General features: G+C 62.3%; 30 protein-coding genes, 1 tRNA gene and 1 riboswitch. Of the genes, 12 read left to right on the top strand and 19 right to left on the bottom strand.

What is annotated here, in order from left to right:
- Positions 1–137: 137 nt before the first annotated feature.
- Positions 138–211, top strand: a tRNA-Gly gene (locus tag BV071_RS21100).
- Between the two features lie 24 nt (positions 212–235).
- Here BV071_RS21100 and BV071_RS21095 read toward each other — a convergent pair.
- The 4 genes from BV071_RS21095 to BV071_RS21080 all read right to left on the bottom strand — a co-directional run bounded on the left by BV071_RS21095 (position 236) and on the right by BV071_RS21080 (position 4,698).
- Positions 236–793, bottom strand: a complete 558-nt coding sequence (locus BV071_RS21095) for a DNA-3-methyladenine glycosylase (protein ID WP_035611532.1) — start codon at positions 791–793, stop codon at positions 236–238.
- A gap of 3 nt (positions 794–796) precedes the next feature.
- Positions 797–1,552 (bottom strand): Nif3-like dinuclear metal center hexameric protein, encoded by a 756-nt coding sequence (locus BV071_RS21090; RefSeq protein ID WP_035611530.1) that lies wholly within the window; start codon positions 1,550–1,552, stop codon positions 797–799.
- Between the two features lie 61 nt (positions 1,553–1,613).
- Positions 1,614–2,375 carry an RNA pseudouridine synthase gene (locus BV071_RS21085; protein WP_052573693.1) on the bottom strand — a complete coding sequence of 254 codons (762 nt, stop codon included), beginning with the start codon at positions 2,373–2,375 and terminating at the stop codon, positions 1,614–1,616.
- Between the two features lie 88 nt (positions 2,376–2,463).
- A complete protein-coding gene (locus BV071_RS21080) occupies positions 2,464–4,698 on the bottom strand; it encodes an autotransporter-associated beta strand repeat-containing protein (protein ID WP_035611528.1) in 2,235 nt (744 codons plus the stop codon).
- 337 nt (positions 4,699–5,035) lie between these two features.
- Here BV071_RS21080 and BV071_RS21075 point away from each other — a divergent pair, with 337 nt between their 5' ends.
- The 5 genes from BV071_RS21075 (at position 5,036) to BV071_RS21055 (ending at position 9,093) form a co-directional block, all read left to right on the top strand.
- Complete coding sequence (locus tag BV071_RS21075; protein ID WP_035611526.1) at positions 5,036–6,349, top strand: bifunctional UDP-3-O-[3-hydroxymyristoyl] N-acetylglucosamine deacetylase/3-hydroxyacyl-ACP dehydratase; 1,314 nt, start codon at positions 5,036–5,038, stop codon at positions 6,347–6,349.
- 126 nt (positions 6,350–6,475) lie between these two features.
- Positions 6,476–6,763, top strand: a complete 288-nt coding sequence (locus tag BV071_RS21070; protein WP_035611524.1) for a DnaJ domain-containing protein — start codon at positions 6,476–6,478, stop codon at positions 6,761–6,763.
- Complete coding sequence (locus tag BV071_RS21065; protein ID WP_035611522.1) at positions 6,760–7,182, top strand: hypothetical protein; 423 nt, start codon at positions 6,760–6,762, stop codon at positions 7,180–7,182. The genes BV071_RS21070 and BV071_RS21065 overlap by 4 nt, the downstream gene beginning before the upstream one ends.
- Before the next feature lie 2 nt (positions 7,183–7,184).
- Positions 7,185–7,910 (top strand): hypothetical protein, encoded by a 726-nt coding sequence (locus BV071_RS21060; RefSeq protein WP_035611520.1) that lies wholly within the window; start codon positions 7,185–7,187, stop codon positions 7,908–7,910.
- Positions 7,911–7,980: 70 nt separating this feature from the next.
- Positions 7,981–9,093 carry a hypothetical protein gene (locus tag BV071_RS21055; RefSeq protein ID WP_265594711.1) on the top strand — a complete coding sequence of 371 codons (1,113 nt, stop codon included), beginning with the start codon at positions 7,981–7,983 and terminating at the stop codon, positions 9,091–9,093.
- A gap of 4 nt (positions 9,094–9,097) precedes the next feature.
- On the opposite strand, the gene BV071_RS21050 is transcribed toward BV071_RS21055, so the two are convergent.
- The 6 genes from BV071_RS21050 to BV071_RS21020 form a co-directional block, all read right to left on the bottom strand.
- Positions 9,098–10,147 (bottom strand): hypothetical protein, encoded by a 1,050-nt coding sequence (locus BV071_RS21050; RefSeq protein WP_035611516.1) that lies wholly within the window; start codon positions 10,145–10,147, stop codon positions 9,098–9,100.
- Positions 10,148–10,199: 52 nt separating this feature from the next.
- Positions 10,200–10,976, bottom strand: a complete 777-nt coding sequence (locus BV071_RS21045; protein ID WP_035611514.1) for a hypothetical protein — start codon at positions 10,974–10,976, stop codon at positions 10,200–10,202.
- 20 nt (positions 10,977–10,996) lie between these two features.
- Complete coding sequence (locus BV071_RS21040; RefSeq protein WP_035611513.1) at positions 10,997–11,800, bottom strand: hypothetical protein; 804 nt, start codon at positions 11,798–11,800, stop codon at positions 10,997–10,999.
- Between the two features lie 679 nt (positions 11,801–12,479).
- Positions 12,480–13,553 (bottom strand): hypothetical protein, encoded by a 1,074-nt coding sequence (locus BV071_RS21030; RefSeq protein ID WP_035611511.1) that lies wholly within the window; start codon positions 13,551–13,553, stop codon positions 12,480–12,482.
- Positions 13,550–14,338, bottom strand: a complete 789-nt coding sequence (locus BV071_RS21025) for a hypothetical protein (protein WP_035611509.1) — start codon at positions 14,336–14,338, stop codon at positions 13,550–13,552. Before BV071_RS21025 ends, BV071_RS21030 begins: the two co-directional genes overlap by 4 nt.
- A 55-nt stretch (positions 14,339–14,393) precedes the next feature.
- A complete protein-coding gene (locus BV071_RS21020; RefSeq protein WP_035611507.1) occupies positions 14,394–14,999 on the bottom strand; it encodes a class I SAM-dependent methyltransferase in 606 nt (201 codons plus the stop codon).
- Positions 15,000–15,097: 98 nt separating this feature from the next.
- Between BV071_RS21020 and BV071_RS21015 the strand changes: the two genes are divergently transcribed.
- Positions 15,098–16,252 (top strand): aminoglycoside phosphotransferase family protein, encoded by a 1,155-nt coding sequence (locus BV071_RS21015; RefSeq protein ID WP_052573692.1) that lies wholly within the window; start codon positions 15,098–15,100, stop codon positions 16,250–16,252.
- Between the two features lie 74 nt (positions 16,253–16,326).
- Here BV071_RS21015 and BV071_RS21010 read toward each other — a convergent pair whose 3' ends face one another.
- The 7 genes from BV071_RS21010 to BV071_RS20975 form a co-directional block, all read right to left on the bottom strand.
- The gene (locus tag BV071_RS21010) at positions 16,327–16,716 is read right to left on the bottom strand and encodes a hypothetical protein (protein WP_035611506.1); all 390 of its coding nucleotides are present in this window, start codon (positions 16,714–16,716) and stop codon (positions 16,327–16,329) included.
- Positions 16,717–17,266: 550 nt separating this feature from the next.
- Positions 17,267–18,724 (bottom strand): ATP-binding protein, encoded by a 1,458-nt coding sequence (locus BV071_RS21000; protein WP_035611499.1) that lies wholly within the window; start codon positions 18,722–18,724, stop codon positions 17,267–17,269.
- On the bottom strand, positions 18,721–19,401 hold the full coding sequence (locus tag BV071_RS20995; protein ID WP_035611497.1) for a response regulator transcription factor: 681 nt from the start codon (positions 19,399–19,401) through the stop codon (positions 18,721–18,723). Before BV071_RS20995 ends, BV071_RS21000 begins: the two co-directional genes overlap by 4 nt.
- A 113-nt stretch (positions 19,402–19,514) precedes the next feature.
- Positions 19,515–19,841, bottom strand: a complete 327-nt coding sequence (locus BV071_RS20990; RefSeq protein ID WP_035611495.1) for an SMR family transporter — start codon at positions 19,839–19,841, stop codon at positions 19,515–19,517.
- Positions 19,842–19,865: 24 nt separating this feature from the next.
- Positions 19,866–19,932: riboswitch (guanidine-III (ykkC-III) riboswitch) on the bottom strand.
- Positions 19,933–20,299: 367 nt separating this feature from the next.
- Entirely contained in the window at positions 20,300–20,719 is a 420-nt protein-coding gene (locus tag BV071_RS36150) for a type II toxin-antitoxin system VapC family toxin (protein WP_035611494.1), read from the bottom strand.
- Positions 20,719–20,964: a hypothetical protein gene (locus BV071_RS20980; protein WP_035611492.1), complete on the bottom strand. Its 246-nt coding sequence runs from the start codon at positions 20,962–20,964 to the stop codon at positions 20,719–20,721. The genes BV071_RS36150 and BV071_RS20980 overlap by 1 nt, the downstream gene beginning before the upstream one ends.
- Positions 20,965–21,025: 61 nt before the next feature.
- A complete protein-coding gene (locus tag BV071_RS20975; protein ID WP_035611490.1) occupies positions 21,026–22,243 on the bottom strand; it encodes a class I SAM-dependent RNA methyltransferase in 1,218 nt (405 codons plus the stop codon).
- Between the two features lie 75 nt (positions 22,244–22,318).
- On the opposite strand from BV071_RS20975, the gene BV071_RS20970 reads away from it, so the two are divergent.
- Positions 22,319–22,684: a hypothetical protein gene (locus tag BV071_RS20970; protein WP_265594710.1), complete on the top strand. Its 366-nt coding sequence runs from the start codon at positions 22,319–22,321 to the stop codon at positions 22,682–22,684.
- Here the strand turns inward: BV071_RS20970 and BV071_RS20965 are convergent.
- On the bottom strand, positions 22,674–22,982 hold the full coding sequence (locus BV071_RS20965; protein WP_035611487.1) for a hypothetical protein: 309 nt from the start codon (positions 22,980–22,982) through the stop codon (positions 22,674–22,676). The two genes, BV071_RS20970 and BV071_RS20965, sit on opposite strands and share 11 nt — an antisense overlap.
- Positions 22,983–23,215: 233 nt before the next feature.
- Here BV071_RS20965 and BV071_RS33405 point away from each other — a divergent pair, with 233 nt between their 5' ends.
- Entirely contained in the window at positions 23,216–23,749 is a 534-nt protein-coding gene (locus tag BV071_RS33405; protein ID WP_052573691.1) for a TlpA disulfide reductase family protein, read from the top strand.
- A 77-nt stretch (positions 23,750–23,826) separates the two neighbouring features.
- Here BV071_RS33405 and BV071_RS20955 read toward each other — a convergent pair whose 3' ends face one another.
- The gene (locus BV071_RS20955; protein ID WP_265594709.1) at positions 23,827–24,930 is read right to left on the bottom strand and encodes a Gfo/Idh/MocA family oxidoreductase; all 1,104 of its coding nucleotides are present in this window, start codon (positions 24,928–24,930) and stop codon (positions 23,827–23,829) included.
- 69 nt (positions 24,931–24,999) lie between these two features.
- On the opposite strand from BV071_RS20955, the gene BV071_RS20950 reads away from it, so the two are divergent.
- The 3 genes from BV071_RS20950 (at position 25,000) to BV071_RS35615 (ending at position 26,248) form a co-directional block, all read left to right on the top strand.
- Positions 25,000–25,584: a hypothetical protein gene (locus BV071_RS20950; RefSeq protein ID WP_265594708.1), complete on the top strand. Its 585-nt coding sequence runs from the start codon at positions 25,000–25,002 to the stop codon at positions 25,582–25,584.
- Between the two features lie 166 nt (positions 25,585–25,750).
- Positions 25,751–26,068, top strand: coding sequence for a DnaJ family domain-containing protein (locus BV071_RS33400; RefSeq protein ID WP_052573690.1), 318 nt, complete (start codon positions 25,751–25,753; stop codon positions 26,066–26,068).
- 36 nt (positions 26,069–26,104) lie between these two features.
- On the top strand, positions 26,105–26,248 hold the full coding sequence (locus tag BV071_RS35615; protein ID WP_265594707.1) for a hypothetical protein: 144 nt from the start codon (positions 26,105–26,107) through the stop codon (positions 26,246–26,248).
- Positions 26,249–26,306 lie beyond the last annotated feature (58 nt).

Genomic DNA, 26,306 nt, shown 5'->3' with positions numbered 1-26,306 from the left:
AAATGCCCGCAAGCTCTTTTTTGCGTGATTTCCCGGCCTTCCGAAGGACCTACGTGATCGCGCAGGGCTTGATTTCAGATGGATTTGGGTTGCCAGCGCAATCCCGGGCAGATAGGCCGCAGGGGCACGCCGGACAGGCGGGTGTAGTTCAATGGTAGAACGGCAGCTTCCCAAGCTGCATACGAGGGTTCGATTCCCTTCACCCGCTCCAGCGCAGCCCTCCCATCCCTCCCGCTCAGCGACTGACATGCGGATTCCCCGCTTCGTGGAATCGCCAAGGCAGCTCCGTGGCCCGGGAGATCCCGATCCGCACGCCCTCCACGACAGCCCCGGTCTCACCGCGCGAAATCCCGGTTTCCACGCGGCCGAGGAAACTCGTACCGTGCACCGAACCATCGATGCCGAGCGCTTGGGTTAGTTTGCCCGGGCCGCTGCACAGATTGCGCGGGGCGCCCCCGCCGCGGCGTTCCAGCATTTGTTCAAGGCCGTCCAATGGCTCGAGGGCACGGAACAGGACAAAGCCCGCCATGTCCGGCCCCTTCACCAACACGTTGAAGAGCCAGTGGACGCCGTAGTTCAGGTAAACATAGGCAGTACCGACCGGATGCTCCGCCACGAAGCGCCGGCTGCTAGGCCGGAAGAAAGTATGGGCAGCCTCGTCGCCCTCGGCGGTATAGGCCTCCGTCTCGACGATCCGCCCGGAGCAGCCATGCCAGCGGAAGACCGCGCCTATCAGGTCGCGGGCGCAGACCACCGGATGACGTTTGAAGAACTCGGGACCGATTTCCTCCATGGCTCAGAGCCCGGTGGGGTGATCGATGAAGGACCATGGGATCCCGTGGTCGCCCGCCAGACGGGCCGCCAGGGCCTTCACCCCGAAAGTCTCCGTGGCGTAGTGCCCCGCGTATAACAGGTTGATGCCGAGCTCCTCCGCCAAGGGATAGCTCCAGTGCGGTCCCTCCCCGGTGATGAATGTATCAACTCCTGCCGCCGTGCAGCTTGCGACCTCCGCCCCAGCCCCGCCGGTCACGAGACCTATCTTGCGCAGCCTCTCCGGACCTCCCGGGCAGAGATGCACGGGGCCGCCTACGGCTGACGCCAGCTTCTCCACCAAGGTCTCGCGCGAAATCTCCACCTCAGCTAGCAGGCCGAGCTGCAGACCCTTCCAATCGAAAAATGTCCCGCTCTTGGTCAGGCCCAGTGCCTTCAAGAGCAGGGCGTTGTTCCCCATCTGCGGATGGACGTCCAAGGGCAGGTGCGACGAATAAATGGCCAGCCCCGCGTCCATCGCAGCCTTGATCTTGCGATAGAAGGCCCGCGTCAGCGGCTGCGCCCCCTGCCAGAACATCCCGTGGTGGACCAGCAGCAGATCGGCTCCTGCGGCGACCGCCTTTTCCACCACCGGCAGCGAGGCATCCACCGCTGCGGCGATGCGCGTGACCGCGCCGCCATTCTCCAATTGCAGGCCATTGACCGCCCCGGAGTAGTCCGGGATCTCCGCCGTGCGGAGTTCGGCATCGAGGAAGGTAACGATTTCGTGGAGGGAGGGCATGGGCGCAGGGTATCTCAAATTTCAGATCTGAAAGCGGGTCCAAGATCTCAAATTTGAAAATTCAGATTTGAGATTCAGAGGCGGCAGGAGCTTCGGGGCTCAAGAACTCCGCAAGATCCGCCGGCAGCGGTGAGGACCATTCCCGCATCTCCCCTCCCCACGCAAGCGCCAGCCGGCAGGCATGCAGCGCATGGCGCGGCAGCATCAAGCGCGCCGCCGATTCAGCCGAGAGCCTGCCCTCGAATTGCTCCAGGTACGGCGTCCCGTCGGTCCCGTAGATCTTATCCCCCACGAGCGGATACCCGGCGTGCTCCAGATGCACGCGGATCTGGTGCATCCGCCCGGTTTCCGGAAAACAGCGGACCGAGGCAAAGCGGCCGCGCTCATTTTCGAACCGGCCCTCTACCCGGAAGCCCGTCACGCAATCCCGCCCTGCGGGATCCACCGCTTGCCGCAGCCAGATCGCCCCGCCACCGCGAATGATCGAGGCCTCGATCATCAGCTCCTCCCACGCCGGCCAGCCATGGACCAGGGCCAGATACTCCTTCTTCACCTGCCGCTCCTGGAATTGCAGGGAAAAGTGCCGGGCTGCTGCCGCATTCTTCGCCACCAGTACCAGCCCGCTGGTCTCGCGGTCCAGCCGGGTGATGATCGAGAGCCGCGCGCCATTCGCCCGCTCGTAAATCAGTAGCTCCTCCAAGCCGCCCAGCAAGGTCGCCTCGACCTTGCCATTCGCCGGATGCACCGCGAGCGGTGCGGGCTTCTCCACGACAATCCAGTCCTCCGACTCATCGATCACCTTGAAGTCGCACTCCGCCCGCACGGCTCAAGCTTCACTCGCGGGAGGACCGCGCGCAAACCAGAACGGCTTTCCGGCCGCCCTTGGGGGCGACCGGAAAAGCGCGTGTGGATCAAGGCAGCTGGGTGATCTTGAGGCGGGCAAACTCCCGCGCTTGGCCAGTGGGCAGGTTGTAGGAGATATCGGGCGTGTTGTCGCTGGGGCCTTCGGTCACCATCGTGGACCACGGATCGGCGATTCCGAGGTCCCTGGATTCCTCGATCTCGAAAACCACATCGTTGTTGGCGATCGCATCCGCACCCTTGGTGAAGGTGATGACGCCCCCAGCAAAAGTCCCGGGCGACTGGCTGGAAACGGTCGGGTTCAGTCCCAGCGCGTATTCGACAAAATTGGTCAGCCCGTCGTGGTCGAAGTCGCCGGAAGCGGATTCACCGCTGATCCCGTTGGCCGTTGCCCAAGTGGAGTAGCTTCCCGTGGGCACGCTGCCCACCGTGAGCGTGCCGGCACCGGTGATCTGGGGAATCCCGATGACCGGCGCCGGCGACCCGATTGCCCCGTAAACACCATTCGCCAGCGGTGGATTGGCGCCGATTACAAGGCTGGCCACCGTGTCGGTGCCGGCGAAAGCGAGCTGAAGCGTGGCCCCGGTTTCGGCGATCGTCACAGTGGAGGCCTCGTTGTTAGAATTGATAGACCCAAGGACGAGGGTGCCCGCGTTCACCACGGTATTGCCGGCATAAGAGTCCGCGCCGGAGAGGGTCAGGATGCCCGCGCCGGTTTTGATGATTCCGCCCGCGCCGGAAAGGATGCCGCTGAGGGAAATGTCGAAGGGGAGGTCCGCGGCGTTGGCAGCCTTGAAGGTGACATTTCCATTCGTCGTCCCGAGCGTCATGTTCAGGCTGGAGCTCCAGCTGGCATTGGCGCCCACGGTGCCACCTGACAGGTTGATATCGGCAGGTCGAGCGGAGTTGCGATTGACGATGCCGCCCGCGCCATTGGTGGGAACGGCGTGGGTGAGCTTCACGGTGCCGCCGATGTAAAGCGTGCCGCCGGTCATGTTCAGGGCACCACTGCCATTGGTGGCATTCACGTCGTGGTTGTTGCCGCCGTTGAAACGGATTTCCTCGATCGTGGTCGTTCCGCCGCTGAGATTGAGGGTGCCGCTCGCCCCTGCGGTGCTTCCATCGGAGTTGATCACCAGAACGCCGCCGGCGATGCCAGCGTTCGACACGTTGAAGGTGCCGCTTTCGACATTCATAATGCCAACGCCATTGCCGCGGCCGATTTGCACTTCCGTGTCGTTGCCTCCACCCGCCCTTGTCGCATTGATGGTGCCGCCATTGAGTACGAACTTGCCGATGTTCGCGTTGCTGTTGCGACCGATGCTGATTTGGCCGAAGGCGTTGAGAACGGCGGTCCCGCTGATTTCCGCGTAAGCCGTACGCTCGTTGGCCACCTGGAAGCTGCCACCGCTGGTGATGGTGCCGCCGGAGAATTTGAAGCCGCCGGTGTCCGTGGTTTGGTCACCGATGTTGAACGTATTCCCCGAACCGGCCGTGGTGAAGGTGCCACCGGTCACCGCCAGGGTGCTGACTTGGGCCACGAAGGCCGAGGATCCCGACACGGAGCCATTGAAGGTGCCATTCACCGCGCCGGGGATGCTGCCACCGCTGAGTGTGAGGGTCTTGCCCTCGGCTTGGAACTGGAGGTTCTTCCACGAAAGCGCGCTGCTGATGGCGGTATCCGCCCGGACCCTCAGGGCGCCGGTGCTGCCATTCCGGGCGGAGACCGTGAGGCCACCGCCGGTGAGGGTGTAGGTGCCGGAGTCGGCCTCATTCAGTTCGAGGCTGTCCACCGACTGATTGCCCGAGACCGTGATGGTCCCCGCCGGATTCAAGAAGCTGCCGATCAGGGCGTCGTTATTGAAGGAGAAGTGAACCACGCTCCCGATCGCGAGCGTGTTGGTGGAAGCCGTGCTCAAGGTGACGACGTTGCCGGTGATATCGGTGATCGTGGTGCCGCCCACGAAGCGGTCGGAGGAAAGCACTTGGCCGACGGCGAGGCCTGTCGTGTCCACGACGGTGATCGTGGTCACTCCCGTCGCCAGCGCCACGCTGAGCGTGGTCTGAGCGGAGGTGGGGAACAGGACATCGAAGCCGTCGGCGGCCCAATTTGCGGTCGTATTGTCCCAAGGGCCCGCGCCGTCGCTGCCCAAGGCGCTCAGGAGCGGATCCCAGACCAGCATGGCTGCCGACGCCGGGAGGCCGGGAATCAGGAAAGTAAGCGAGGCAGCGAGGAGGAGGGCACCACGGCGGGCAGGAGGAGTTTGATTCAGAAGGAGTTTCATGGGTTCGACGAGAGATGCGGAAAAATGACACATCCCAAGGGCACTATTGGCCGATTGCCGTGATCGCTCCCAGTCCCCAAAGCGGGGACAAAACGGTGTAGTTATTGCGTTTGAGGCGCATTTGTCAGACAGACAAACGGGAGCCTCGGACCTCCCTCCTGCGGGAAAACAGCACTCTGGGTGCTCGCCCGGCCGGAGATCTTGAGTGGGAGTGCGTCCCTGCTTCCCCGGACAGGGCGCAAGCGGCCGCCCGGCGGGGAAAAGACGCTGGGAGAGAGCCCTTTAGCGACGATTTGCCCTTGCCAAGCCGCTACCTGCTACCCGCTACTTCCCGCCCATGTCCGCCGACGCGCAGCACACCCTTGCCACCGCCGCCACCCTTGAAGGCACCTCCCTGCACACGGGAAGCAAGGTCACCCTGACCCTCAAGCCCGCCCCGGCGGATCACGGCTTCAAGTTCCGCCGCGTCGACCTGCCGGATCAGCCCTTCATTGATGCGGATGCCGACAAGGTGAAGACCGTCGAGCGCGCCACCACCCTCGCCGAGGGTTCCGTGAAGGTGCACACCGTCGAGCACGTGCTCTCCGCCCTCACCGGCATGGGCGTCGACAACGCGATCATCGAGATGGACGCCAACGAGCCGCCGATCGGTGACGGATCCGCTCGGCCCTTCGTGGAGCTGATCAAGAAGGCCGGCATCGCCGCGCAGGATGCCCCGCGCAAAACCTGGGAAATCCGCGAGCCGATCCACCAAGAGAGCGGTGATGGCACCCTGATCACCATCGTTCCCAGCAAGACTTTTCGCGTTTCCGTCACCAATGTCGGTCCCGATGGCCGCTTCACCCAGTACTTCTCCGCGGAGATCACCCCGGAGACCTACGAGAAGGAAATCGCCCCGGCCCGCACCTTCGTCTACTACGAGGACGTGAAGCCCTTGCTCGACAAGGGCCTGATCAAGGGCGGCTCGCTCGAGAGCGCGATCGTGATTCGCGGCGAGCAAGTGATGACCAAGGAGCCGCTGCGCTTCACCAATGAATTCGCCCGCCACAAGGCGCTCGACGTGATCGGCGACCTGATCCTGAGCGGCAAGCGGATCCTCGGCCACGTCATCGCGGTGAAGCCGGGCCACGGCCCGAACTCGAAATTGGCCGCCACCCTCAAGCGCGAATACAACCGCGTTCGCTCGCTGGCCGCACCCTTCCAGCTTCCCACCGGCGAGACCGTCCTGGACATCAACGACGTCCTCAAGATCCTGCCGCACCGCTACCCCTTCCTGATGGTGGACCGCATCATCGACATGGTCGGCGATTCGAAGTGCACCGGCGTGAAGAACGTCACGATCAACGAGCCCTTCTTCATCGGCCACTTCCCCGGCCACCCGATCATGCCGGGCGTGCTGCAGCTCGAAGCGATGGCGCAGGTCTCCAGCGTGCTCATGCTCCGCAAGCCGGAGAACGCCGGCAAGATCGGCTACTTCATGAGCGCGGACAGCGTGAAGTGGCGCCGCCCCGTCCTGCCGGGCGACACGCTCTACATCGAGGCCGAGGTCATCAAGATCCGCGGCAGCATCGGCCAGACCAAGTGCCGCTGCCTCGTGAACGGCGAGGTGGCTTCCGAGGCCGAGCTGAAGTTCGCGCTGGTGCAGCAGTAAGCCAGGATCCTCCCCGCTCAGACGGGTGGTTTCGCGGCACTTCTTTCTCGCTTGCCTTGCGCCGCGCACCCATCACGGGCTAGCTCTTGACCGGCCGGCAATCGAGCCGAGCCTCTCCCCGACCCCATGCCCAACATTGATCCTTACAAAATTCTCAAGTTGGCGGCAACCGCGGCCGACCGCGAGATCAAGGAGTCTTACCGAAGCCTTGCCCGCGTTCACCACCCGGACGTAGGAGGAGATGCCGAGGAGTTCAAAAACATCCAGGAGGCCTATGCCCTGATCGGCGACCCGGTAAAACGCGCGGTCTATGACCTTGAGCGGCGCCGCAGCGGGGTCAATGACGCGCGGAAGGAAGCGATCGACCTGACCAGAGACTACCTGCAATCGATCCCGGCACGACGACCATCATGAATTACGAGGAAATCAATCTGAGCGCGACGGAACTCGTCGACTCCTTTGCATCGATGGAGGCGGATACCAAATGGGATCAATTCCTCAAGCTGCAGAACGAACTGGCCAAGACTCCCGTCGCGGACTTCCTGGCGACACCGGAATACATCTTCGTCATCTTCGCCGGCCATGTGCAATTCAACGACTCGTCCTTCGTCAGGAAGCTGCGGGGATCGATCGAATGGCCCCAAGAGAACCTTGAAGAACACCTGACGGCGATGACCGAAAAGAAGGTCGCGTCGATCTCCGCGTCCAAGATTCCAGTATGGAAGGAAATCAAGGAAAAGCACCCTTCCCATGCGGCAATGGCGATCTTCATCGCTCATTCTCTTGCCAACAATCCGCGGACGAAAACTTTCCTCACCAATCTCAAGAAGTAACCATGCAGGACGAACAAGCTGACTACAAACTCCTCATCCTGGACCGGATCAAGGATCCGAGCCGCGCGAATGAGGTGATGGAGCTGATCGCCAACAACCAGGGCGACCATGCCTTGTCCGCGGTGATCGCCGACATGGAAACCGTGGATGTCGCCCGTCTCTTCAGCGAGGCCTTCGACTACACCAAGCCGAATCAGGCAGCCGCCTTGATCGATCCGGCAATCGCCGAGGACTGCATGCTTGCGATCCTGGCGCGGCGGAGCTTGAGCCGCATCTTGGAAAACCCCAGAGGCCCGGCACAGGATCTCAGCGATTTCCTTACCTCGGTGATCCTCACCCGACCCGTGGAGAAACAGGCCGCGTTCACGAATCTCATCGATGACCACATCGAGGTGGTAGCCGCCTGCATCATGTGCGAAATCAGCTACCATGGCGCCGAACTGAGCAGAATCATCTCCGATGGCGAAGTCGGCACCGTGGCGGAGATCGCGAAGAACCTGAACCTGACGGGACAGCTTCTCCGCACCGTCAACGGAGCGATGGGGAAGAGCATCGTTGATGGCGGCTCGGACGATGATTCCGACGAAGAGGAAACGTCCTTCGACAGCGCTTCCGAGGAACGTCGCGCGAAGTTCGTGAAGGTGACGCTCTCAAAGCTCCACAAGCAAGCGACCAAGAAGTTCGGCGCGGAAGCGACCACCAACATGGAAGAGTTCATGGACATGTGATCCGGCCGATATGGAACATCTCGCCATCTCTTCCGACTGGCTTCCCATCGACCGATGGATTGCTGAAGCCATGGATCAATCCCTGCCGACCGCGCCGATCGAGAGCGACTTGGTGGACTGCGCCCTCTTCTGGAGCACCAAGCACTCCCTGAAGGGTTCCTCTTCCCGCGACTCGCTCGCCAAATCGCTGGAAGCAGTGCGGATCCTGGTCAGCCTGGGGATCGAATCCCCGAGCGCGGAATTGAGAAGCCGCAAGGCGGGAGAAGTGAGAATCCGGGACTTCTTCAAGGTGCCATTCACCAAGCTGAAGGAGAGCAAGAGCCCGACCCGGATCGACATGATTCTGGGGATCGATTCCAGTAGCCCCGAATTGCGGGCTTACTGGAGTTCCGAGAAAAGTTCCCTCATCGAGGGCAGGCTCTACGCCAAGATCCGGGACAACTACGAGAAGGCATTGGCATCGGCGAGCCACAAGGCGCAGATGCTCTCGCTGCTGAAGCGGCTGATCAAGCTCACGGGCATTCCGCTGCAGTTGGGTGAGGTCCAGGAGTCGGCTGAGTTCCTCGATATCGCATCCTTCATCCGAACGATCCTGGCCCTGAAGCTGAACCGCATCCAGCGGCCGAGCAAGCTGCGGAAAGTTTCCGCGCTCGCGACCGATTCCGCCTTCAAGGGCTTCGAGCCGCTCACCAAGAGCGAGCTGAAAACCGTCTTCGGTAACGCCGCCCTGACGCCGAAGAAGGCGGCCGATATGAATCGCGAGCAAGCCGAGATCTTCGAGAAGCTCGCGGTGACAAGCGCCGAGATCGACGAGATCGGGCTCCGCAGCGGCGAAGCGTGGACGGACTACATTGCCCGGATCAAGTCCATCTGCTTGGAAGATGCCAAGGATCGCTCCTCAAGCGATCCGCTCCTCGCCTTCGAAGGCTACTTCGTCTGCGATCCGGAGATCCTAGTGAATGAAGCGGAAACCGATGATGAAATCCTGGAGACGCTCCAGAGCATCTTCATTGAGGTGGACATCGAATACAACAGCGCGCAATTGACCAAGCAGAGCGGCATGGACAAGGCCGCCTTGGAGAAACTCCTCAAGCAGGGCGAGAAGCTCAACTACCTGGCCTCCCGGAAGGAGGGCAGCAAGAAGTTCTACTCCCTGCTGAACGCCGAGCCGCCGGAAAGGTAGCTCCCTACTCCCACTTCTCCATCGCCGAGGAGTCGCCTACCCAAGCTCCAAAGTACGGCCACTCCGCGTCCTTCCGCCAGAGGAAGACGAAGAAGGGAGCATCGTAGAGGAGCTGACGCGGAACTGTCTCCGGTTCGCCCCCGAAGGGGTCTTCCGCGCTGGTCTTCGCCTGCACCTTCGCGCCGCGCTCGTACAGCGAGAACTTCACCACCTGCTCCGCGCGGCTGATGCGTGCGGGCACGCGGTTGGGGTGGGTGCGGGTGGAATCCAGCCGGTCTTTGAACTCAACGGTAGAATCGAACTTCACGTAGGGAATCCGCAGATCATCGCCGGAGTGGAGCCAAGCGTCGTCCTCCTTGAAGGTGATCTTCTTCTTTTCCCACTCTTGCCGCCAGGTGCGCAAGGAGTGGCATGCCTCGCTAAAACCCACCGCGCCGGCGGGGCGGTAGAGCAGAACCGTCTCGTCCTTGTCGCTGCACAGAATCTCGACTGCATGCGACTTCTCTGCGGGAAGATAAGCTAGAACTCTCACAGGGAAGCCCCCGCCCCCCTTCCCCCGCACGCCAAAGAAGTGGACCTTCTGCTTCCCGGCCTTTGCTGCAAATTCCATGGGCTCCTTTAGGGCCCGGGGGAAAGGCCGGCTAAAACTCAGCTCCCGCTCCAGCAAGCCGAAGAATGCGCCCGCTCGGGGATTCTCCTGCTGCAGGTGAAAGGCATCCTCTTTCTCCCCGGTGAGTTTGCGGGCCTCGCGATTTACCTGCGCCAGGAACTGCGGGGTCGCGGTGCCGGCCCAAGTCTTCCACCCCTTCGCTGGCATCACCTTCGTCGCGTCCCACTCGAAGCGATTGAGCTTCTCGATCAACTCATTCGGCGGCTCTACCTTCACCGGCTTCCCACCGTAGAAGCTGTTGAGCCGATCCCAGGTGGCTTGGAAGAGGGGCGTCCAGACAACGGTTTGAGTGGAATCGAATTTCTCTTCTGGATGGGCCACGACGGCGATCTCCGCCGCAAGCGGCGTTGCCAGGCCGACAAGGATCAGAAGGGGCCGCATCATGGACTCGCTTCTAGCGGGTCTGCGAAGCGCGCGCCACCATTTCTCCATCATCTCAAGGGACGACGTCCGCTTTCACGAAGACCATGACCTTGCGGGACAGATCGGGAAGCCCGGCCTTGTCCTTCGGCGACAGCGCAGCGGTGAAGAGGATCGAACCCGCACGCAGGGTCACGGCGCTGTGGAACTTCATCGTGTAGATCTCCGGCATCTGGATCTTCGCGATGTTGCCCAACTGATCCTTCACATCGAGGAAGACGGAATTGCCGGTATGCCAGGTGAGTTCGGGATCGATCCTCATATCGATGACATTGCCGTCCACCGAAAGCGTCGGCTCGATCTCCAAGGAGCTGCCGATGTTGCGGGTCTCAAACGAAGTCGGGGTGAAGGGCGTAGCGCTCGGCTCGGGCGGCGGAGCCTGACCACCGAGGCCACCTCCTTGTGGCTGCCCCGACATCTCTCCCGGCTGATACTCGGTGGGGAAAATGAATTCCTGTGCAGACCCGGAGCTCAGCTTCTCCCCGCTGCGGCCGGTGACGACTTGGGTTTCGAGGATCTTCGCCGTGCCGGCCTTCACGAGCTTCTGCACCTGCTCGCGCAATTCGCGGCTCTTGGCCGGGGAATGGCTGATCAGCAACTCGCTCAAGTTCTCGTGTGGCAGCTCGATGAATTCGACCTGCACTTGCACCAGCATGTTGACCGCGGCATCGACCTCCGGGCCATCGTGATCGTGAGCATCGCCCTCCACCTGTTTCGCATCCCCCACCGGGGTCTCATGCGCGGTGATCGGGGAGACTACCAGAATCCAAAACAAGAAAGCGGGGACTTTCATCAGCGTAAGCGGAGATCGTTTCATCGCACCGAGAGGACATCGCATTTCACGAACATCATGACCTTGCGCTCCATATCGGCGTGGCCCTCCTGATCCTTGGGCGAGAGTACCGCGGCAAGCGAGTAGGCACCGTCTTTCATCGTCAGGGCAGTGGTGGCGCGGAGCGAGTAGAACTCCGGCTCCTCGATCTTGAGCTCGTTCCCCAATACATCCTTGCGCTCTTGCCAGATGGTGTTGCCGGTGTGCCAGACGAGATTGGGAGCGAAGCGCAGATCGATCAGCTTGCCGGTGGCGTCGGTGGTGGGCTCGATCTCCAAAGTCGACCCCACGTTTCTGGACTCAAAAGCACTGGGATTGTGGGGCGTCACCAAGCCGGCGAGTGCCTTGGCGATTTCGGGATTCACCTCCCCCACCTTCTCGGGGAGCGTCAGATTGTTGGGAATCTCCGCGGGCTCGTACTCCTTGGGGTAGATCAATTCCTGGATGGACTCCACCGAGCATTTTTCCCCGCTGCGCCCGGTCACGATTTGCGTTTCGAGGATCTTGGCTTTGCCGGTCTTGACCATCTCCTGGATTTCCTGGCGCAGGGGCGTGGCATCGGCGCTGCCTTTCGGGCGCATGAACAGCAGACCGGTGAGAGCCTCGTGGGAGACTTCGATCATTTCGACCTGCACCTGGACGACCTTGGGACCTTCCGCAGCGGGACCGGCGGGATCTTTGGCCGCTTCCGCTGGTTGCGGCGGCTTGTCGTCGGATGCTGGTGGGACTTCCTGAGCGGAGAGGACAGGAAGCATCAAGGCACAAAAGAGCAGGGGGAGACGCATGGGATAGTATTGCTCGGGTGAGAGCCTTTGAACGGACGAGATAGATCGTTTATTCAACAATGCCCAGACTCCCCGATGTCAACAACCCGGAAAACACCGCCACACGCTTGGCGCTCAAGGGCTCACGCTCTTGGCAGCTCCTGCCTTCCGGCACCGCCAACACACAAGCCCGCCCCACGGGATCAAGTAGAGCCCCAGCAGCAGCCAGTGTGGCAGGATCAGTTGATCCTGCTCCGAGGTCGTCGTGATGACGAAGCTGCCGGAAGAATCCGGCCCGATCACATGATGACGATGCTGGGGCCATATCCCGATGCCGGGGAAAGCCTCCTCCCGCTTTGGAACGAGCGGTTCTCTTGAGCCATAGTGATGGGGCGCAGAGCTCGCCGACTCCCGGCTGAACGCCACGAGAAGATACCCGTCCAAGTGAGCGCCGTAGGCGAACCAGTAGCTCCGGCCGTATGAAAACCTCGTCTCGTAGCGAGACGAATCCGCCCAGGCCCAGACCAAGAAAATCAATCCGGGCAGCCCCAACCAAAGGGCCTTCGTGCGAAACCAACGGCGAGGCATGCCCCCTCCTAACGCCAGCCGCAGGCAAAGATGTCAGATCATTCCGCCGGCGCTCCCGCGGAAAACACCGCCAGGCGCCGGTCCACCGCCTCCCGGTTTCACCGCAGCCCCCTCACTCCCACTTCTTCATCGCCGAGGCATCCCCGATCCAAGCACCGAAGTACGGCCACTCCGCGCCCTCCTTCCACAGGAATACAAAGAAGGGGGCATCGTAGGCGAAGATCCGCGGAAAGCTCTTGGGCTCTTCACTGCCACCACCAAGGGGCCCGGCGACGATCTCGACCTTCACCCGCACGCGGGCACCCTTCTCGTGCAATTCAAACTCGGCCTTCTGCCGAGCCATCGCGATCCTCCATGGAACCGGATTTTCGCGATAGTAGCGCGCGGAAGAAAGTTCCTTTCTAAAGTCCCTTTCCGCCACCAGATCGAGGTAGGGCACCTTGATCTCGTCATTCAGATGGAGATGGGGATCCTTGTAGCTGAGCGATGAGCCCGGGCCCGGCTCCCACTGCTTCATCCAAGTCCGAAGCCAAGTGCAAGCCGTGGCAAAATCCTGCACCGCGGGCGGGCGATAGAGGACCACGCTATCCTTCCCTCCGCTGCAGGGCAGTTGCAGGGCATGGCACTTTTCACCGGGCCGGTAGGCCAGAACCCGGATCATGCTGAAGTCCTCGCTCGCTTCGCCCTTCACGCCGAAGAAATGCACCGGCGTGGCAGCATCGCCCGCCTTGAACTCCATGCCGCTTCCCTGCGAACGGAACAGCGCCTTCTCAAAGCTGACCTCGCGCTTGAGCAGGCCCAAAACCAAGACCCAGCCCGGCGGCATGTCTTGGAGAGTGAAAGCGTCGGCCTTCTCGCCCGTCATTACCGCGGCTTCGCGATTGGCCTGGGCCACGAACTCTTGCGTGGCAAGCCCCGACCAGACTTTCCATCCGCTGTCCGGCATCGTCTTGGTCGCATCCCATGAGAACGCATCGAGCTTCGCGATCAGTTGGTTCGGCGGCTCGATTTTCACCGGCTTGCCGCCGTGCAATTCATTCAGCGCGTCCCACGAGGCCTGGAACAAGGGACTCCACACCACGGTCTTTCCCGCGGCGAACTTCTGGTCGGGATGAGCCACGGCATCAGTCTCCGCAAGCGCGGGAAGGACCGACACCAAGGCAAGGATGAGGAGGATGGCTTTCATCGTACGGAGAGGCTATCGGCTTTCACGAACAAGAGCACCTTGCGGCTAGTGTCGGTCCGCCCCTTGTCGTCCTTCGGCGAGAAGATCCCCGCCAAGGCGTGCACCCCATCGCGCAAGGTCAACGCGCTGGAGCTGCGGATGGTGTAGATCTCGGGCATCTCGACCTTGATGAGGTTGCCGCGTTCGTCCTTGGTCTCCTGCCATACCGTCCTGCCCGTCAGCCACGTGAGATCGGGAGCGAAACGCAGGTCGATGATCCGGTTGGAGTCGCCCAAGGTCGGCTCGACCTCAAGGGTGGAACCGAGGTTGCGGGTCTCGAAGGACGTGGGGGTAATCCGCGCTTTGTATTCGCTCGATACTTCGACCAGCTTGCCGCCCTGCTTCTCGTTTTTGGTGGTGCTGGTCTCGAGGAATTCGGTCGGGAAGATGAACTCGGAGATCGATTCCACCGTGGCCTTCTCGCCGCTGCGCGCGGCGATCATCTGGGTCTCGAGGACCTTGGCCGTGCCGGCTCTCACCAGCTTTTGCAGCTCCAGGCGCATCTCCGTGGCCGCCGCGGTCTTGAGCGGATGAGCCAGCAGAAGCTCGGTAAGGAGTTCGTGGGGCATTTCGATCCACTCGACCTGCACGTGGACCATCTGATGCGACTCCTGGTCGGGATCGAAGGGGTCCTCGCCGCCGCCTTCCACCACTTCCGGAGGCTTGTCTTCGAAGGGCGGCGGCACGTCCTGGGCGAGGAGCGCCGGGAAGGACAGCGCGAGGAGCAAAAGGGGGATGGAACGCATAAAGGCGCTTCTAACCAATCGGCGCCCACGAGGCGAGGGATTTGCCGACAACGTGCTACGTCGGCCCGAACACCGCCAGGCGCCGGTCCACCGCCTTCTTTGGCGCGTCCGGCAAGGGCCGGGCGTGGGGGTGGTGCAGGTCGGCCAGCTTGCGGGCGCCGCACTGGCCCAAGCAGGCCATCGCCAGCTCGTGCTCGCGGTCGAAGTAGGAGGTGATCACCAGCAGCCCGCCCTCCTTCAGGGAGCCAAGGGCATTCCGAAACAGCACCAGCCAAGTGTCCGGGTCGTGCCAGTAGTTTTGGTGGCGGATGAAGACGAGGTTGAAGGGCGGGAGCTGCTGCATCCGGTCCGTGCGCGAGGCATCCCCGGCACGGAATTCGAGCTGCCAGCCGGGCGGGGCGGTCGGCAGCCAGCGGGCCTTCGCCTCGGCGATCTCCGGCGGGCGGAGGTCGATCCCGAGATAGAACAATTCCCGCGCCAGCGGGGCGGCGGCGGCGAGCAGAACCCCGGTCTCGTCCGCCCGGCCGCAGGCCAGATTCAGGATCGCCGGGGCCGGTGGCGGGCTCCAAGCGGCAGCACGCAGCCCCAGGCCCAGCAATTCCCGGAGCCGGGCGACGTCCTCCGCGATGCCGGGGTAGGTAAACGGGATGGCAGCTTGCAACGCGGGGAGTGAGTTCCGAGCGCGGACGGATTTCAAGTTTGTCTTCCCCGCCGGCCGCTGTTAACTCCCTCGCTTTCCGCCCCGAATCCTGAGCCTTCATGGTCCCCGCTACCTCGCCCGTCCGCCAAGTCGATGCCAGCCAGCAGGCCTCCATCGCCCATATCGCCAATCAATTCGCGATCGAGGGTGACTTCGTCCAAGGCGAGGAGATCGAGAGCGGGCACATCAACTCGACCTTCCGGGTCACCTTTGAGTCCGCCAGCGGCCAGCGGCAGCGCTACATCCTGCAGCGGATCAACGAGAAGGTTTTCAAGGACCCGGTGGCAGTGATGCGCAATGTCGAGTGCGTGACCCGCCACATCAACTGGAAGGTCCTGCGGGTGAAGAAGGATCTCGGTGGCCAGACCCTGAACCTCTACCCGGGCCGCGGCGGCCGCTCTTGGGTCATCGGGCCGAATGGCGGCGTCTGGCGCTGCTACAATTCGATCGAGGGCTGTGTGACCTACGACATCATCGAAAACACCCGCCAAGCCTACCAAGCGGCGCGAGCCTTCGGCTCCTTCCAGGATCTGGTCAGCGACTTGCCCGCCAGCGAGATCGAGGAAACCATTCCGGACTTTCACCACACGCGGAAGCGCTTCGAGCGCCTGATGCGGATGGCCGATGCCGATCCGCACGGCCGGGCCGGATCGGTGGGCGAGGAACTCGAGTTCGTCCGCCGCCGTGAGAAGGACGTCGATGTCGTGCTCGACCTGCTGGCCCATCACCACATCCCGCGCCGGATCACCCACAACGACACCAAGATCAACAACGTGATGATCGATGGTGATTCCGACGAGGCGGTCTGCGTGATCGACCTCGACACGGTGATGCCGGGCGCATCGCTCTATGACTTCGGCGATCTCATCCGCACCGCCACCAGCCCCGCCGCGGAAGACGAGCAGGACCTCTCCAAGGTAGTCATGCAGATGCCCATGTTCGAGGCCCTGGTTGATGGCTACCTCGACGCCGCCGGCGACTTCCTGAACGATGCCGAGGCCGAACACCTCGCCTTCAGCGGCAAGCTGATCACGATGGAAACCGGGATCCGCTTCCTGACCGACTTCATCGAAGGCGACGTCTACTTCAAGACCCACCGCGACGGCCACAACCTCGACCGCTGTCGGACCCAGCTCAAGCTGGTCGCGGAGATCGAGCGGCAGCAGGAGACGATGGAGAAATTCGTGAAGAAGGTGCGGAAGGGGAAGCGGTAGCAGCCAACTCCTTCTTCCCTGAGTGTTCCCTGCCTGTTAGCCCCGCGAGGCTGAGTTTGGCTCGCGACACCGGCTCACGGCACCTTCTCAGGCCAGCCGCCGTTCACATACACTTTCAGGTCGGTCAGAGCCTCAGCTCCACACTCCCGGCACTGGAGCTGGATCACGCCACCCTTACCGGTGGAATAACTTCCCACCGGCTTGCCACAGTGAGGACAAGCCAAGCCTTGGAGATAACGGCGGACCTTCAGGATCAGCGAGACCACCCATGCCATGACGGCGAGCACGGGAAGCACCTGCAAGCGCTGCCAACCCAGCAAGCTCAAGAGCGCCCAGGCAGCGATCAAGAATGCGACGGCGGCCAAGGATCCCATGATCCACCTGCGGCTCCACATGCTGCCGAACCTCGCGACAAAATCATCCGCACAACGCACCAGCGGCAGCGTGGTTTCCGGCGTAGTCATAGGCAGCGTTCTAGCAGGGGCCGCGAAGGCCGCCATGGGAAAGCCGGGTGCTTTTTCTCTAGCAGCGCCTGCCCCGTGCTGCGCGGTCTTTTCATCACCGCACCTTCACCGGCCAGCCCCCGCCCGCACGGATCCTCAAATCGGTCCGGGAAGGAAGACAACACTGCTCGCAGTGCAGATGGATCACCCCACCGCTGCCTCTGGAATGGAAGCCCACTGCCTTCCCACAGTGTGGGCAAGCCAAGCCGTTGAAATAGCAATAGGCTCTTACGCGGCCTAAGACTATCCAAGCCACGCCAGCCATCAGCGGGACCATCGGAAGCCACTTCCACCCCAGCGAGCCCAAGAAGCTCGAGGCAAAAAACATGCCGACAAAAAAGGCGGCGTGCACGATCGGACTGCCGCTCCACACACCACCGAACTTGCCGAAAAAATCGTCAGCACAGCGGACCACTGGTTGTGAGACATGCGCCAGCCTCATTCACCCCTAAACCTAACAAGCAGCCCCGCCCCCGCTACGGGAAACGCGACGCGAATTTGGAACCAAGCTTCAGGCCACCCCTACTCCATGCCCGGCGCTAGGTATGGTGAGGATGAACTCGATCTGCCCTTCGCGCTGCTCGGCCCGCAAGGTCCCGCCCATGGCCAGTGCCGCTTCCAGGCTCAGGGTGAGTCCGATCCCGAGATGTGCGCCGGCATCATGCCGCGAGGACTCGCGCCGGAACAAGGGCTCGAACAAGCGCGAGGTATCCATCTCATCCATGTCCGCCGCATTCGCCACCGCGATCTCCACGTCGGTCGCCACTCGCCGAATCCGGATCGAAATCGCGGAAGGCGGGATGGCATAGGCAATGGCGTTGTCGAAGAGGTTGTTGAAGATGATCCGCAGCAAGGCGCGATCCGCCATGATCATTACCGGCCCTGTCCCGGCCTCGTCGGCAAGCGTCAGTTTCCTTACCTGCGCCTTGCCGGCAAAGATCTGCCAGCACTCCCGCCAGAGCTTGGCCGCATCCACCGCTTCGATCGCCGGGGGAGCCGAACTCTGCCCGATGCGGGCCAGCGCCGAAAGCCGCGTGACCAACTCGCCGAGCTCGATGGCCGACTTCTGGCAAGCAGCCAGATGCGCCGCGTAGGCCCTGGCCTCCCGCGATTGCGAAAGCGCAAGATCCGTCGTCGCCCGCAGGCCAGCGATCGGCGTGCGCAGCTCGTGCGCCGCATGGCGGATGAAGTCGCGCTCGCGCTGCCGGATCGCTGCCACGCGCGCAAGAAGCAGATTGAAGTGCTCGGCCAGGCTCCCGAGTTCCGCGGGCAGAGCTTCAGGAAGATCCAAGGGCTCATCAAGCTGGTGCGAGGCTCGGTCCTTCACACCCATCGCCAGTTCATGGATCGGCCGTAGCGACGCGCGGATTGCCCGATCGACCAAGAGGAAGCCGAGGCCGAGCGTCAGCAGGCTCCCGCAAGCCAAGATCAAGCGCAGGCGCTCCAAGGCGTGGTGCACCGGCTCCTCATCGCGTGCGACTACCAAGGTCTGAAGAAGTGTGGCAGGATCGACCACCCGGCCGCGCTCCTTCATTGCTTCCATTTCGGCAGGCAAGACGAAGGGCTGGATCTGCAAGCCCACGGCCCGCGCTCGCCTGCCGTCGGACAGGCGGATCTTGTGCAGCGAAGGCTCCCCCCTTGCGCCATGAAACTGCGGCAGATCATGACTACCCAAGGCTGGCGAACGAGTGGTGGTGTGCTGGGTTTCATCCCAAAACTGGAACAGAGCTCCCTCCACCAGTGCGCTATTTGTCCCCAGACCTTCCTGCCATTCGTAGGTGATCTTATAGTCCTCCAGCTCGACCTGATTCGAGAGGATGGCCGCGGTCTGCCGGACCGAGTCGTCCAGCTCACCGTAGAGGCTCTTCTCCACCAGCAGGTAAATCGCCACCGACAAGAGGCATAGCAAGACCCCCACCCCCAAACCGCAGCGGATCAACAGCGAACGGCGGATGGAAGGGCCCTTCATGCCGGTGATGGCGCGTTCAGCACATAGCCATGGCCGCGGCGGGTCTGGATCAAATCAGGCAGATCCCCCGCGTTGAGCTTCTTGCGCAAGTAGCTCACGTAGACGTCCACCGTATTGCTGGTGCCGCCGGTGCCATCCTCGAAGACGTGCTCCCAGATGTCCGTGCGCGGGACCACCTCGCCCGAGCGATAGGCGAGATACTCCAGCAGCCGGTACTCCAGGGCGGTAAGTTCGATCGCACGATCGCCGCGAGCCACGGTCCGGCGCATGGGATCCACAATCAGGTCCGCGATGCGGATGTGCGGGCTCTTCTTCACGTAGCTGCGCCGCAGCAAGGCCCGCACCCGCGCTAGGGCTTCCGCCAACGGGAAAGGCTTCACGAGATAGTCGTCCGCCCCGGCATCCAGCGCTTCCAGGCGGTCCTCCAAGCCATCGCGCGCGCTGATCACCAGGATGTGCACTGGATTCTCCTGTGCCCGCAGCCGACGCAGCACGGACATCCCGTCCATGCCCGGCAGCATCAGGTCGAGCAGCACCACATCATACTCGCCGCTCTCTGCGGCCCACAGCCCTTCCTCGCCGTCCTTCTGGCTGTCCACCAGATAGCCGGCTTCGCCTAGGAATTGGCACAGCCCCTCGCGGAGGGCGGCATGATCTTCGATCACAAGCAGGCGCATGACTTCGTGGAATCAGGAAAGACTGACTCCACGCAATCAGGCAGGCACGGTCCTCTGCAACCGTCGAATTTTAATACTTTTTCTCATCCCCTGCTAATGCTGGGGCTGCTCCTCTAGTGAGCAGGGGAGCTCAGCTTCAGGCCGATGATCGCCACCACCAGCAGGCCGAGAAACAGAGCCCGCGCCGGCGTGAGCGTTTCGCCCATCGCTGTCACGGAGACTAGCGCAGCACCCGCGACGCCGATGCCCACCCACACCGCGTAAGCCGTGCCGATCGGCAGGTTTTTCACCGCCATGGCAAGCAGCCACAAGCTGGTGACCAAGGCCGCCCCCACGAAGACGGAGGGCCAGAGACGGGTGAAGCCGTGGGTGGATTTCAATCCGAGGGCCCAGCACACTTCGAGCAGGCCGGCGAAAATGACAAGGATCCAGGAATTCATGATGGCACCGTGAATTGGGGTTCAGGTGCGTCGTCTTTTCCTTAACCGGGTACGGCGCGTCTCGTCCGGGCGGCGGGACCAAAGCCCCGCTGAAGGCGGTGGTCAAGCGGAGATACGTTCAGGCGACTACGGCGTACTACGTGCCGCACCGCGCAAGATGCATGTGTTGCGGGGCAGCGTGCATCGGTCCGGATACCGCTGGAATCGACCAGGCTTCACAAGGCATTGAAAGGAGAGGATCGGGTCTAACATCCGCAGTGGCACAGCCTCAGCTAGGAGGCGCGCCACATGATCAGTTCCCGCCTCGCCGCCCTGCTTTCGCTTCTCAAGCGCCGCAAGTCTTCCCCGCCCCCGCGCCGATTCCATCGCGTGAGGATTTTCAATTGCTGAGCAGCACAAGATCCACCTCGCAACCAGCACCTGCGGTGGTCTGCCACGGGTTCCGCTTCTCATAAAGTTCAAGACCCGGGCGGAACAATCAACGGGACCTTCGGGAAGTAGGTGCGATAGCGTGGCACGTCGCGAGTTAGTAATGTGTAACCCTCGGATTCCGCATGCGCCCCAATGTAAAAATCCGGCAAAGGGGCACTTTTTGTGCCGCCTTGGGAGCGGTATTTCCGAAATGCCGCTGCGGCGATTGCTGAAGCTTCAAAGGGAAGGCCCTGCCGGGTGAAGAGCGAGGGCAACAGCCATCGGTCCAAGGAGGGCCAATCGAAATTGAATAGCGGTGCCAGTTCGGCACAGATGATCGGATTCACGATCACTGGTCCGGACTTCCTCGCGAGATCCAACTGCCCCGAAGACCATGTAAGCCAGACGGGATCTGCGGTGAGCACATCCATCAGGACGTTCGAATCGACGAGAATCCCGTTCGGCATCAGTCCTCCCCCCGGCTCTCGCGCATCAATTCATCGGTGGTGAAGCGCCCTTTGGCCACGCCGACACTTGCCGCTAGCCATTCTTTGAACTCGTCCACTTGGCCAGACGACTCTGGTGAAGCAGTCGCCTTGAGAAAGGGGGTCGATTCATCGAAATCGAGCACCATGCCCGCCTGTAGGTGCAGCTTCGCCCGGATCTTCTCAGGGATTGATTCGATGAATCCGGACGTAACCACCGCTTTCACGATGGGAATCCTATTTCCTTATTGGTCTCAGGACAAGTTTCGAGAAAACTTAGCCTGAAGACTACCTCACCAGCGTCATCACACACTCCAGGTGCCGTGTGTGAGGGAAGAGGTCAAAGGGCTGGACCTTCTCCAGCTTGAAGCCGCCTTCCTTCAGGATCGCCAGATCACGCACTTGGGTCGCCGGGTCACAGGACACATACACCACCCGCGCCGGTGCGAAGGCGATGAGCTGCGCCAGGAACTCCGGCGAGCAGCCCTTGCGCGGCGGGTCGATCAGCACTGCCGTCTCTGCGGCGGGGAACTGGATGTCCGCGAAGATCGCCTCCGCGGACGCGGCCATGAAGGTCGCGTTCGTGATCCCATTCGTCTCGGCATTCCGCCGCGCCCAATCCGCTGCGGATTCATTCACCTCCACGCCGGCCACTTGCTCGAAGTGCTTCGCCAGAGTCAGCGCGAAGAGGCCGGAGCCGCAGTAGGCATCCACCAGGAAGCGCTCGCCACCAGCCCGCGCCTCTGCCCCCGCATGACCGGTGAAGGCCGGCAGGATGTAGGGATTGTTCTGGAAGAAATCCCCCGCCAGGAAGTCGAAGGACAGCTCGCCGACGTGCTCGGTCACCACTGCGTTCGGATTCGTCTCCACCCGGCCCTCGGTCGCGCGCAGCAGCAGCGTCGCCCCCTTCTTGTAAGTCTTCACCCGCTGGCGGATCGATTCCCGCTCGCGCGGCAGCGCCGCATTGATCTCCGCCATCGCGATCGGGCATTGCGGCACATCGATGATCCCGCTGCGCCGGCCGATCGGCAGGAAGCCGATACCCTCGATCACGCCATCGCGCGGCCGGTCGAAGTGCGGCGTGATCTTGGAGCGGTAGTTCCACACCTGCGGCGAGGGAATGCAGGGCTCCACCGGGAACTCGATCCCCGCCATGTGCTGGAGCAGCTCCCCTACCTGCCGCGTCTTCCACGCCAGTTGGGACTCGTAGGTGAAATGCTGGTACTGGCAGCCACCGCAGGCGCCGAAGAGCGGGCAACCCGGCTTGGTCCGGTCCGGAGACTCCTCCAGCACCTCGATCAAATCCGCGTTCGAGCAATTCTTGTCGTTCCGGAAGACCCGCGCCTTCACCAGCTCCCCCGGCAGGCAAAAGGGCACGAAGACCACCCAGCCATCGATCCGGCCGAGGCCGATCCCCAGATTGCTCAGGGCGTCGATCCGCAGCTCGATCTCCTGGTGGTAGGCGAAGGGATGCGGGTGGAATTTTTTGGGCGGGCGCGGCTGCATGCGGGAAAGGAAACACCGGGTTAGGCCCCAGCGCGGAGCTTGCCAAGCGGCAATCCCGGCGGCATCTTGGGAGTGATGAAAGCGGTGATCTTCCTGCTGCTCGCCGGCGCGCTCCAGGCCACGGAAATCGAGGGCACCGTCTGGTACAACTCGGAGGGCAAGGTCGCGGTCGTCGACGGTCCTGCGACGGAGAAAAGAGCTCCCCATACTTGGCAACCCCAGTGGTTTGCCCGGGAGGCACGCCGGGATAAGGCCCTGCGCGGGGAATTCCGCCACCGCAGCAGCCGCCGCACCTATGGCGACGGCTACGATGACTACGGGTATGGCTGGGGCTATTCCTATGCCCCCTACTTTTCTACCGGCATCGGCTACCGCTGTGCGCCGCGGCCCTGCGTCTCCTACGCCAGCCCCAGTGCGGGTCTGCGGGTGATTATTCGTTAGCCGGCTTCGGCGCGGGCACCACTACGCCCGTTCCCCGGTCAGCGGTCGTCTGGACCGGTGCGGTCGCTTGGAACTCCTTCTTGTCCGGGAGCGTTCTGTCCACCGGCGGCAGCACCATTCCGCCCTTTTGATTCACCCGCACCACCGGTGCCGGGGTCGTCGCATCCGCCACTGCCGTGGGTTTTTTGCCGGTCGATTTGATCCCCGGTTCCTCGATGATGTCCGCGGTTGTGGCTTTATACTCCTTGGCACAGGAGGCGAACAGGCAGGTCAGTGCGAGGGTGAAAATAAGACGCATGACGGGTTTTCTACGGGACGGGCGGGGACCTTGGAGAAGGTGGAACGGCTTGGCAATCTAGAACATTGCGCTGTTCCACAGCCCCGGAAACCCACCAATCGACCCCGAAAAACGCGGACTTCGGATATATTGCATGATTTTACAGATTTTCTGGCCTCCCGGGGCAAAAAAGTTAAAGAAGTCCACTCATCCGATCCGATAGCCACGGGTCAATCCCTGAGAACAGATCACTTATGAAACTGATTCCCTCCATTCTTGCAGCGCTTCTCGCGCTCGCCGTTCCCGCCATGTCTGCGGACAAGAAAGACAAGGACAAGGGCAAGGAAGAAGCCGCCGTGCCGGATGTTACGATCGATGCGATCAGCTTCAAAGGTGAAGTGGTCAACGGCGTCGCCTTCGACAAGGCGTCCATGAAGGGCAAGGTCGTCGTGGTCGAAGACTGGGGGGTCAACTGTGGCCCTTGCATCGCCTTCCTGCCTGAAATGGCCAAGTTCGCGAAGAGCAACGAGAAGAAGGGCGTCGTGGTCGTCGGCATCGAATGCCAAGGCGGCACCAACGAGCAGATCATGAAGTTGCTCAAGCCGGCCCGCGTCGCCTACCCGGTCTTTGCTGGCGGCAACAGCGGTGCCTCCACCGGAACCATCCCGCACGCCTGCGTGTATGGTGCCGATGGCAAGCTCCTCTGGCACGGCAACCCCACGGACGACAAGTTCGAGCGCACCGTCAAGGATGCCCTCAAGGCCGTGAAGGCCGTCGCCTCGAACTAAGCTGAGCAGAGCTTGGATTTTTTCAGCGCCGTCCTCGCAAGGGGACGGCGCTTTATTTTTTCCACCGGGCCGCCCTCTCAGTAGTCAAACTTCCCGAACTCCACCGTCTTGCCGCTCTCCGCGGCCTCCATGATCCCGCGGATCACCTGAATATCCCGCCGCCCCATCTCCCCGGGCACCTTACTCGGCTTGCCGCTCAGGATCGCCTCCACCTGTCCCTCGATCTGGAGCTGCTGCTGGAAGACCGGCTTGAAGTCCATCGCCCCAGTCGGCGTGAAGCCCTTCTGCCCGCTGTAGCCGTAGGCCGGATCGATCCGGATCTCGCCCTTCTCGGTCTCCACCTTCACGTGGTTGCCGTTCTGGCCGTAACTGGCCAGCGCCTTGGCCTTCCGGCCGCCGGAGAATTCCAGCTCCCACTCCCAGTGTTCCGGCACCTGGCTGAATTCCTTCTCTCGCTCGGTCCAGCTCTTCGCGGTCACCTTCAGCGGGTGCTCCTGGGCGGAATACAGCATCGCCTGCACACAGTACACGCCCAGGTCGTAGAGCGCTCCCGCGATCCCCAGCTCCTTGTTCACCCGCCAGGCATTGTGTCTGGTGAAGTCGTTCATGCGCCCCGCATCCACCACATCGATCGCCTTCCAGTCGCCGAACTCCTTGGTCTTGATCGCCTCCATCAGCCGCAGGTGGAAGGGGTCCCAGTGCAGGCGGTAGCCGATCTGTAGCATCTTCTTCTGGTCCGCCGCAGCCTTGATCATCCGGGCGCAATCCTCCGGCGTCGGGGCCATCGGCTTCTCACAGATCACATGCTTGCCGGCCTCCAGCGCGCGGATCGTGTATTCCGGGTGCAGCGCGGTCGGCGTGACCACGTAGATGATGTCCACGTCCTTGTTATCCGCGATCTTCTCCAGGTTCTTGTAATCGTAGACCCCGCTGTCAGGGATTTCATATTCCTGCTGCCACTTCGGGACCTTGTCGGGCGAGCCGGTGATGATCGCGGCCAGCCGGGCATTGCTGGTTTTCTTGAGCGCAGGACCGAGTTGTTTGGTCGCGTAGTCGCCCAAGCCCAGCAGCGCGACCCCGAGTTTCTTCTGCCCGGCCTCCTGGGCGCGGAGCTTGAGGAAGGGCGCGGCAGTGGCAGCGGCACCGAGGCATAGGGCATGACGGCGGGAAAAGGTCTTCATGGTCATGCAAGCAAACGGAAAGCCGCAGGAATCGCAAACGGAACTTCGCTCTGGCGGACTTATCAGGGCATGTCAGCTTGGACGCCGATGGACGTGACTCTTCGTGGCTTGGGATTGGTTGCGGTGGCCGGGCTGCTCTCGCAGTGCGGTCTCAGCGGTGCGGGGGGCAAGGAATCCTACACCGGCATCGCACCCGGGATCTCGGCTCCCGATGCCATCAGCTACCTCGGCCAGACCTATACCGTGGGCTACTCCGCCGCGAACAAGAACGGCGTGGTCGTTGAATACTATCCAGCGGGCGAAAGCCCCAAGCAGTGGAGACAGATGCTTGCCCTGCGCCGGATCGATGGGCCAAGCACTCCCCAGCAGCAGGCGGCCAGTATGGCCGCTGCGATGAGAAACAGCGGCTCGGGCACGGAAACTTCCACCAACGGCGCGACCCACGAAATCGACTTCACCGTCACGAAGGCCGGAGGGCCCGAGTTCAATCTCTATCGCTACGATCCCAGTGGGACCGCCGTGAGATCCGTCCAGTATGCCGCCGTCGTTCCCAAGGAAAACTTGGCCCTCGGCCCCGGCGCCATGCGCGCCCTCGCGGCAAAGCATCGCAAGGCAGTGATGCAGACCGCCTTTCCCGAAGTGAACAGGCAGTAGGCAGATCGCAGGGATAGGCCCAGAAGGAAGCCATGTCGCTGGTCTCTGCTGTTGGTGAATCCGAGAATGCCTTGGACCTCCACGGCAGCAGCGTTGCCTGCTCGATCCACACTCGATCGCTCAATCTCCAATCGCCTCGTTTCCTTCCTCAGGCTAGGCTCCCCTCATGTCCCTCTTCTCCCACATCGGCGAGGCGATGATCGAGGACGCCATCGCTTCCGGCGAACTCCAGCCGCCACCACCGGGCACCAAGCTCGACCTCGAGTCCTATTTTCAAACCCCGGAAGCATGGCGCTCCGCCCATGCTATGCTTAAAGGCCACGGCTTCGTCCCGCCGGAAGTCGAACAGCTCAAGCGCATCGCCGATCTCGAAGCAAAGCGCGACGCCTGCACCGATCCCACCGCACGCCAGCGCCTCCAGCGTGAGGTTGAAGAGATCCGCACCAGCTTCCGCCTCGCGATGGAGCGGGTCCGCGGGATCTAGTTCCCGACCTCGGCCGGGCACAGTCCAAAGCTCCTGATGAGCCTGATTTTGACGCAGGCCAGCGATCTGAGATTCCCTTGGAATCCCTACCGACGAGGCGATGCGAATCTCCTCTCGATGATTCCGAAGTTCCCCTTCAATAATCCGAAGCTGTCGAAGGGCAAGTCGCTCAAGCTATAGAACTTGAACAACCCCGCGCCGCAATCGGCAGATCCTAATTCCGAAAGGTCGTTTGCAT

The organism is Haloferula sp. BvORR071 (assembly GCF_000739615.1).
In the GTDB taxonomy this organism is placed as follows: Bacteria; Verrucomicrobiota; Verrucomicrobiia; order Verrucomicrobiales; family Akkermansiaceae; genus Haloferula.
The sequence above is the reverse complement of the archived record's forward strand: the minus strand, read 5'-3'. Positions and strand labels throughout refer to the sequence as shown.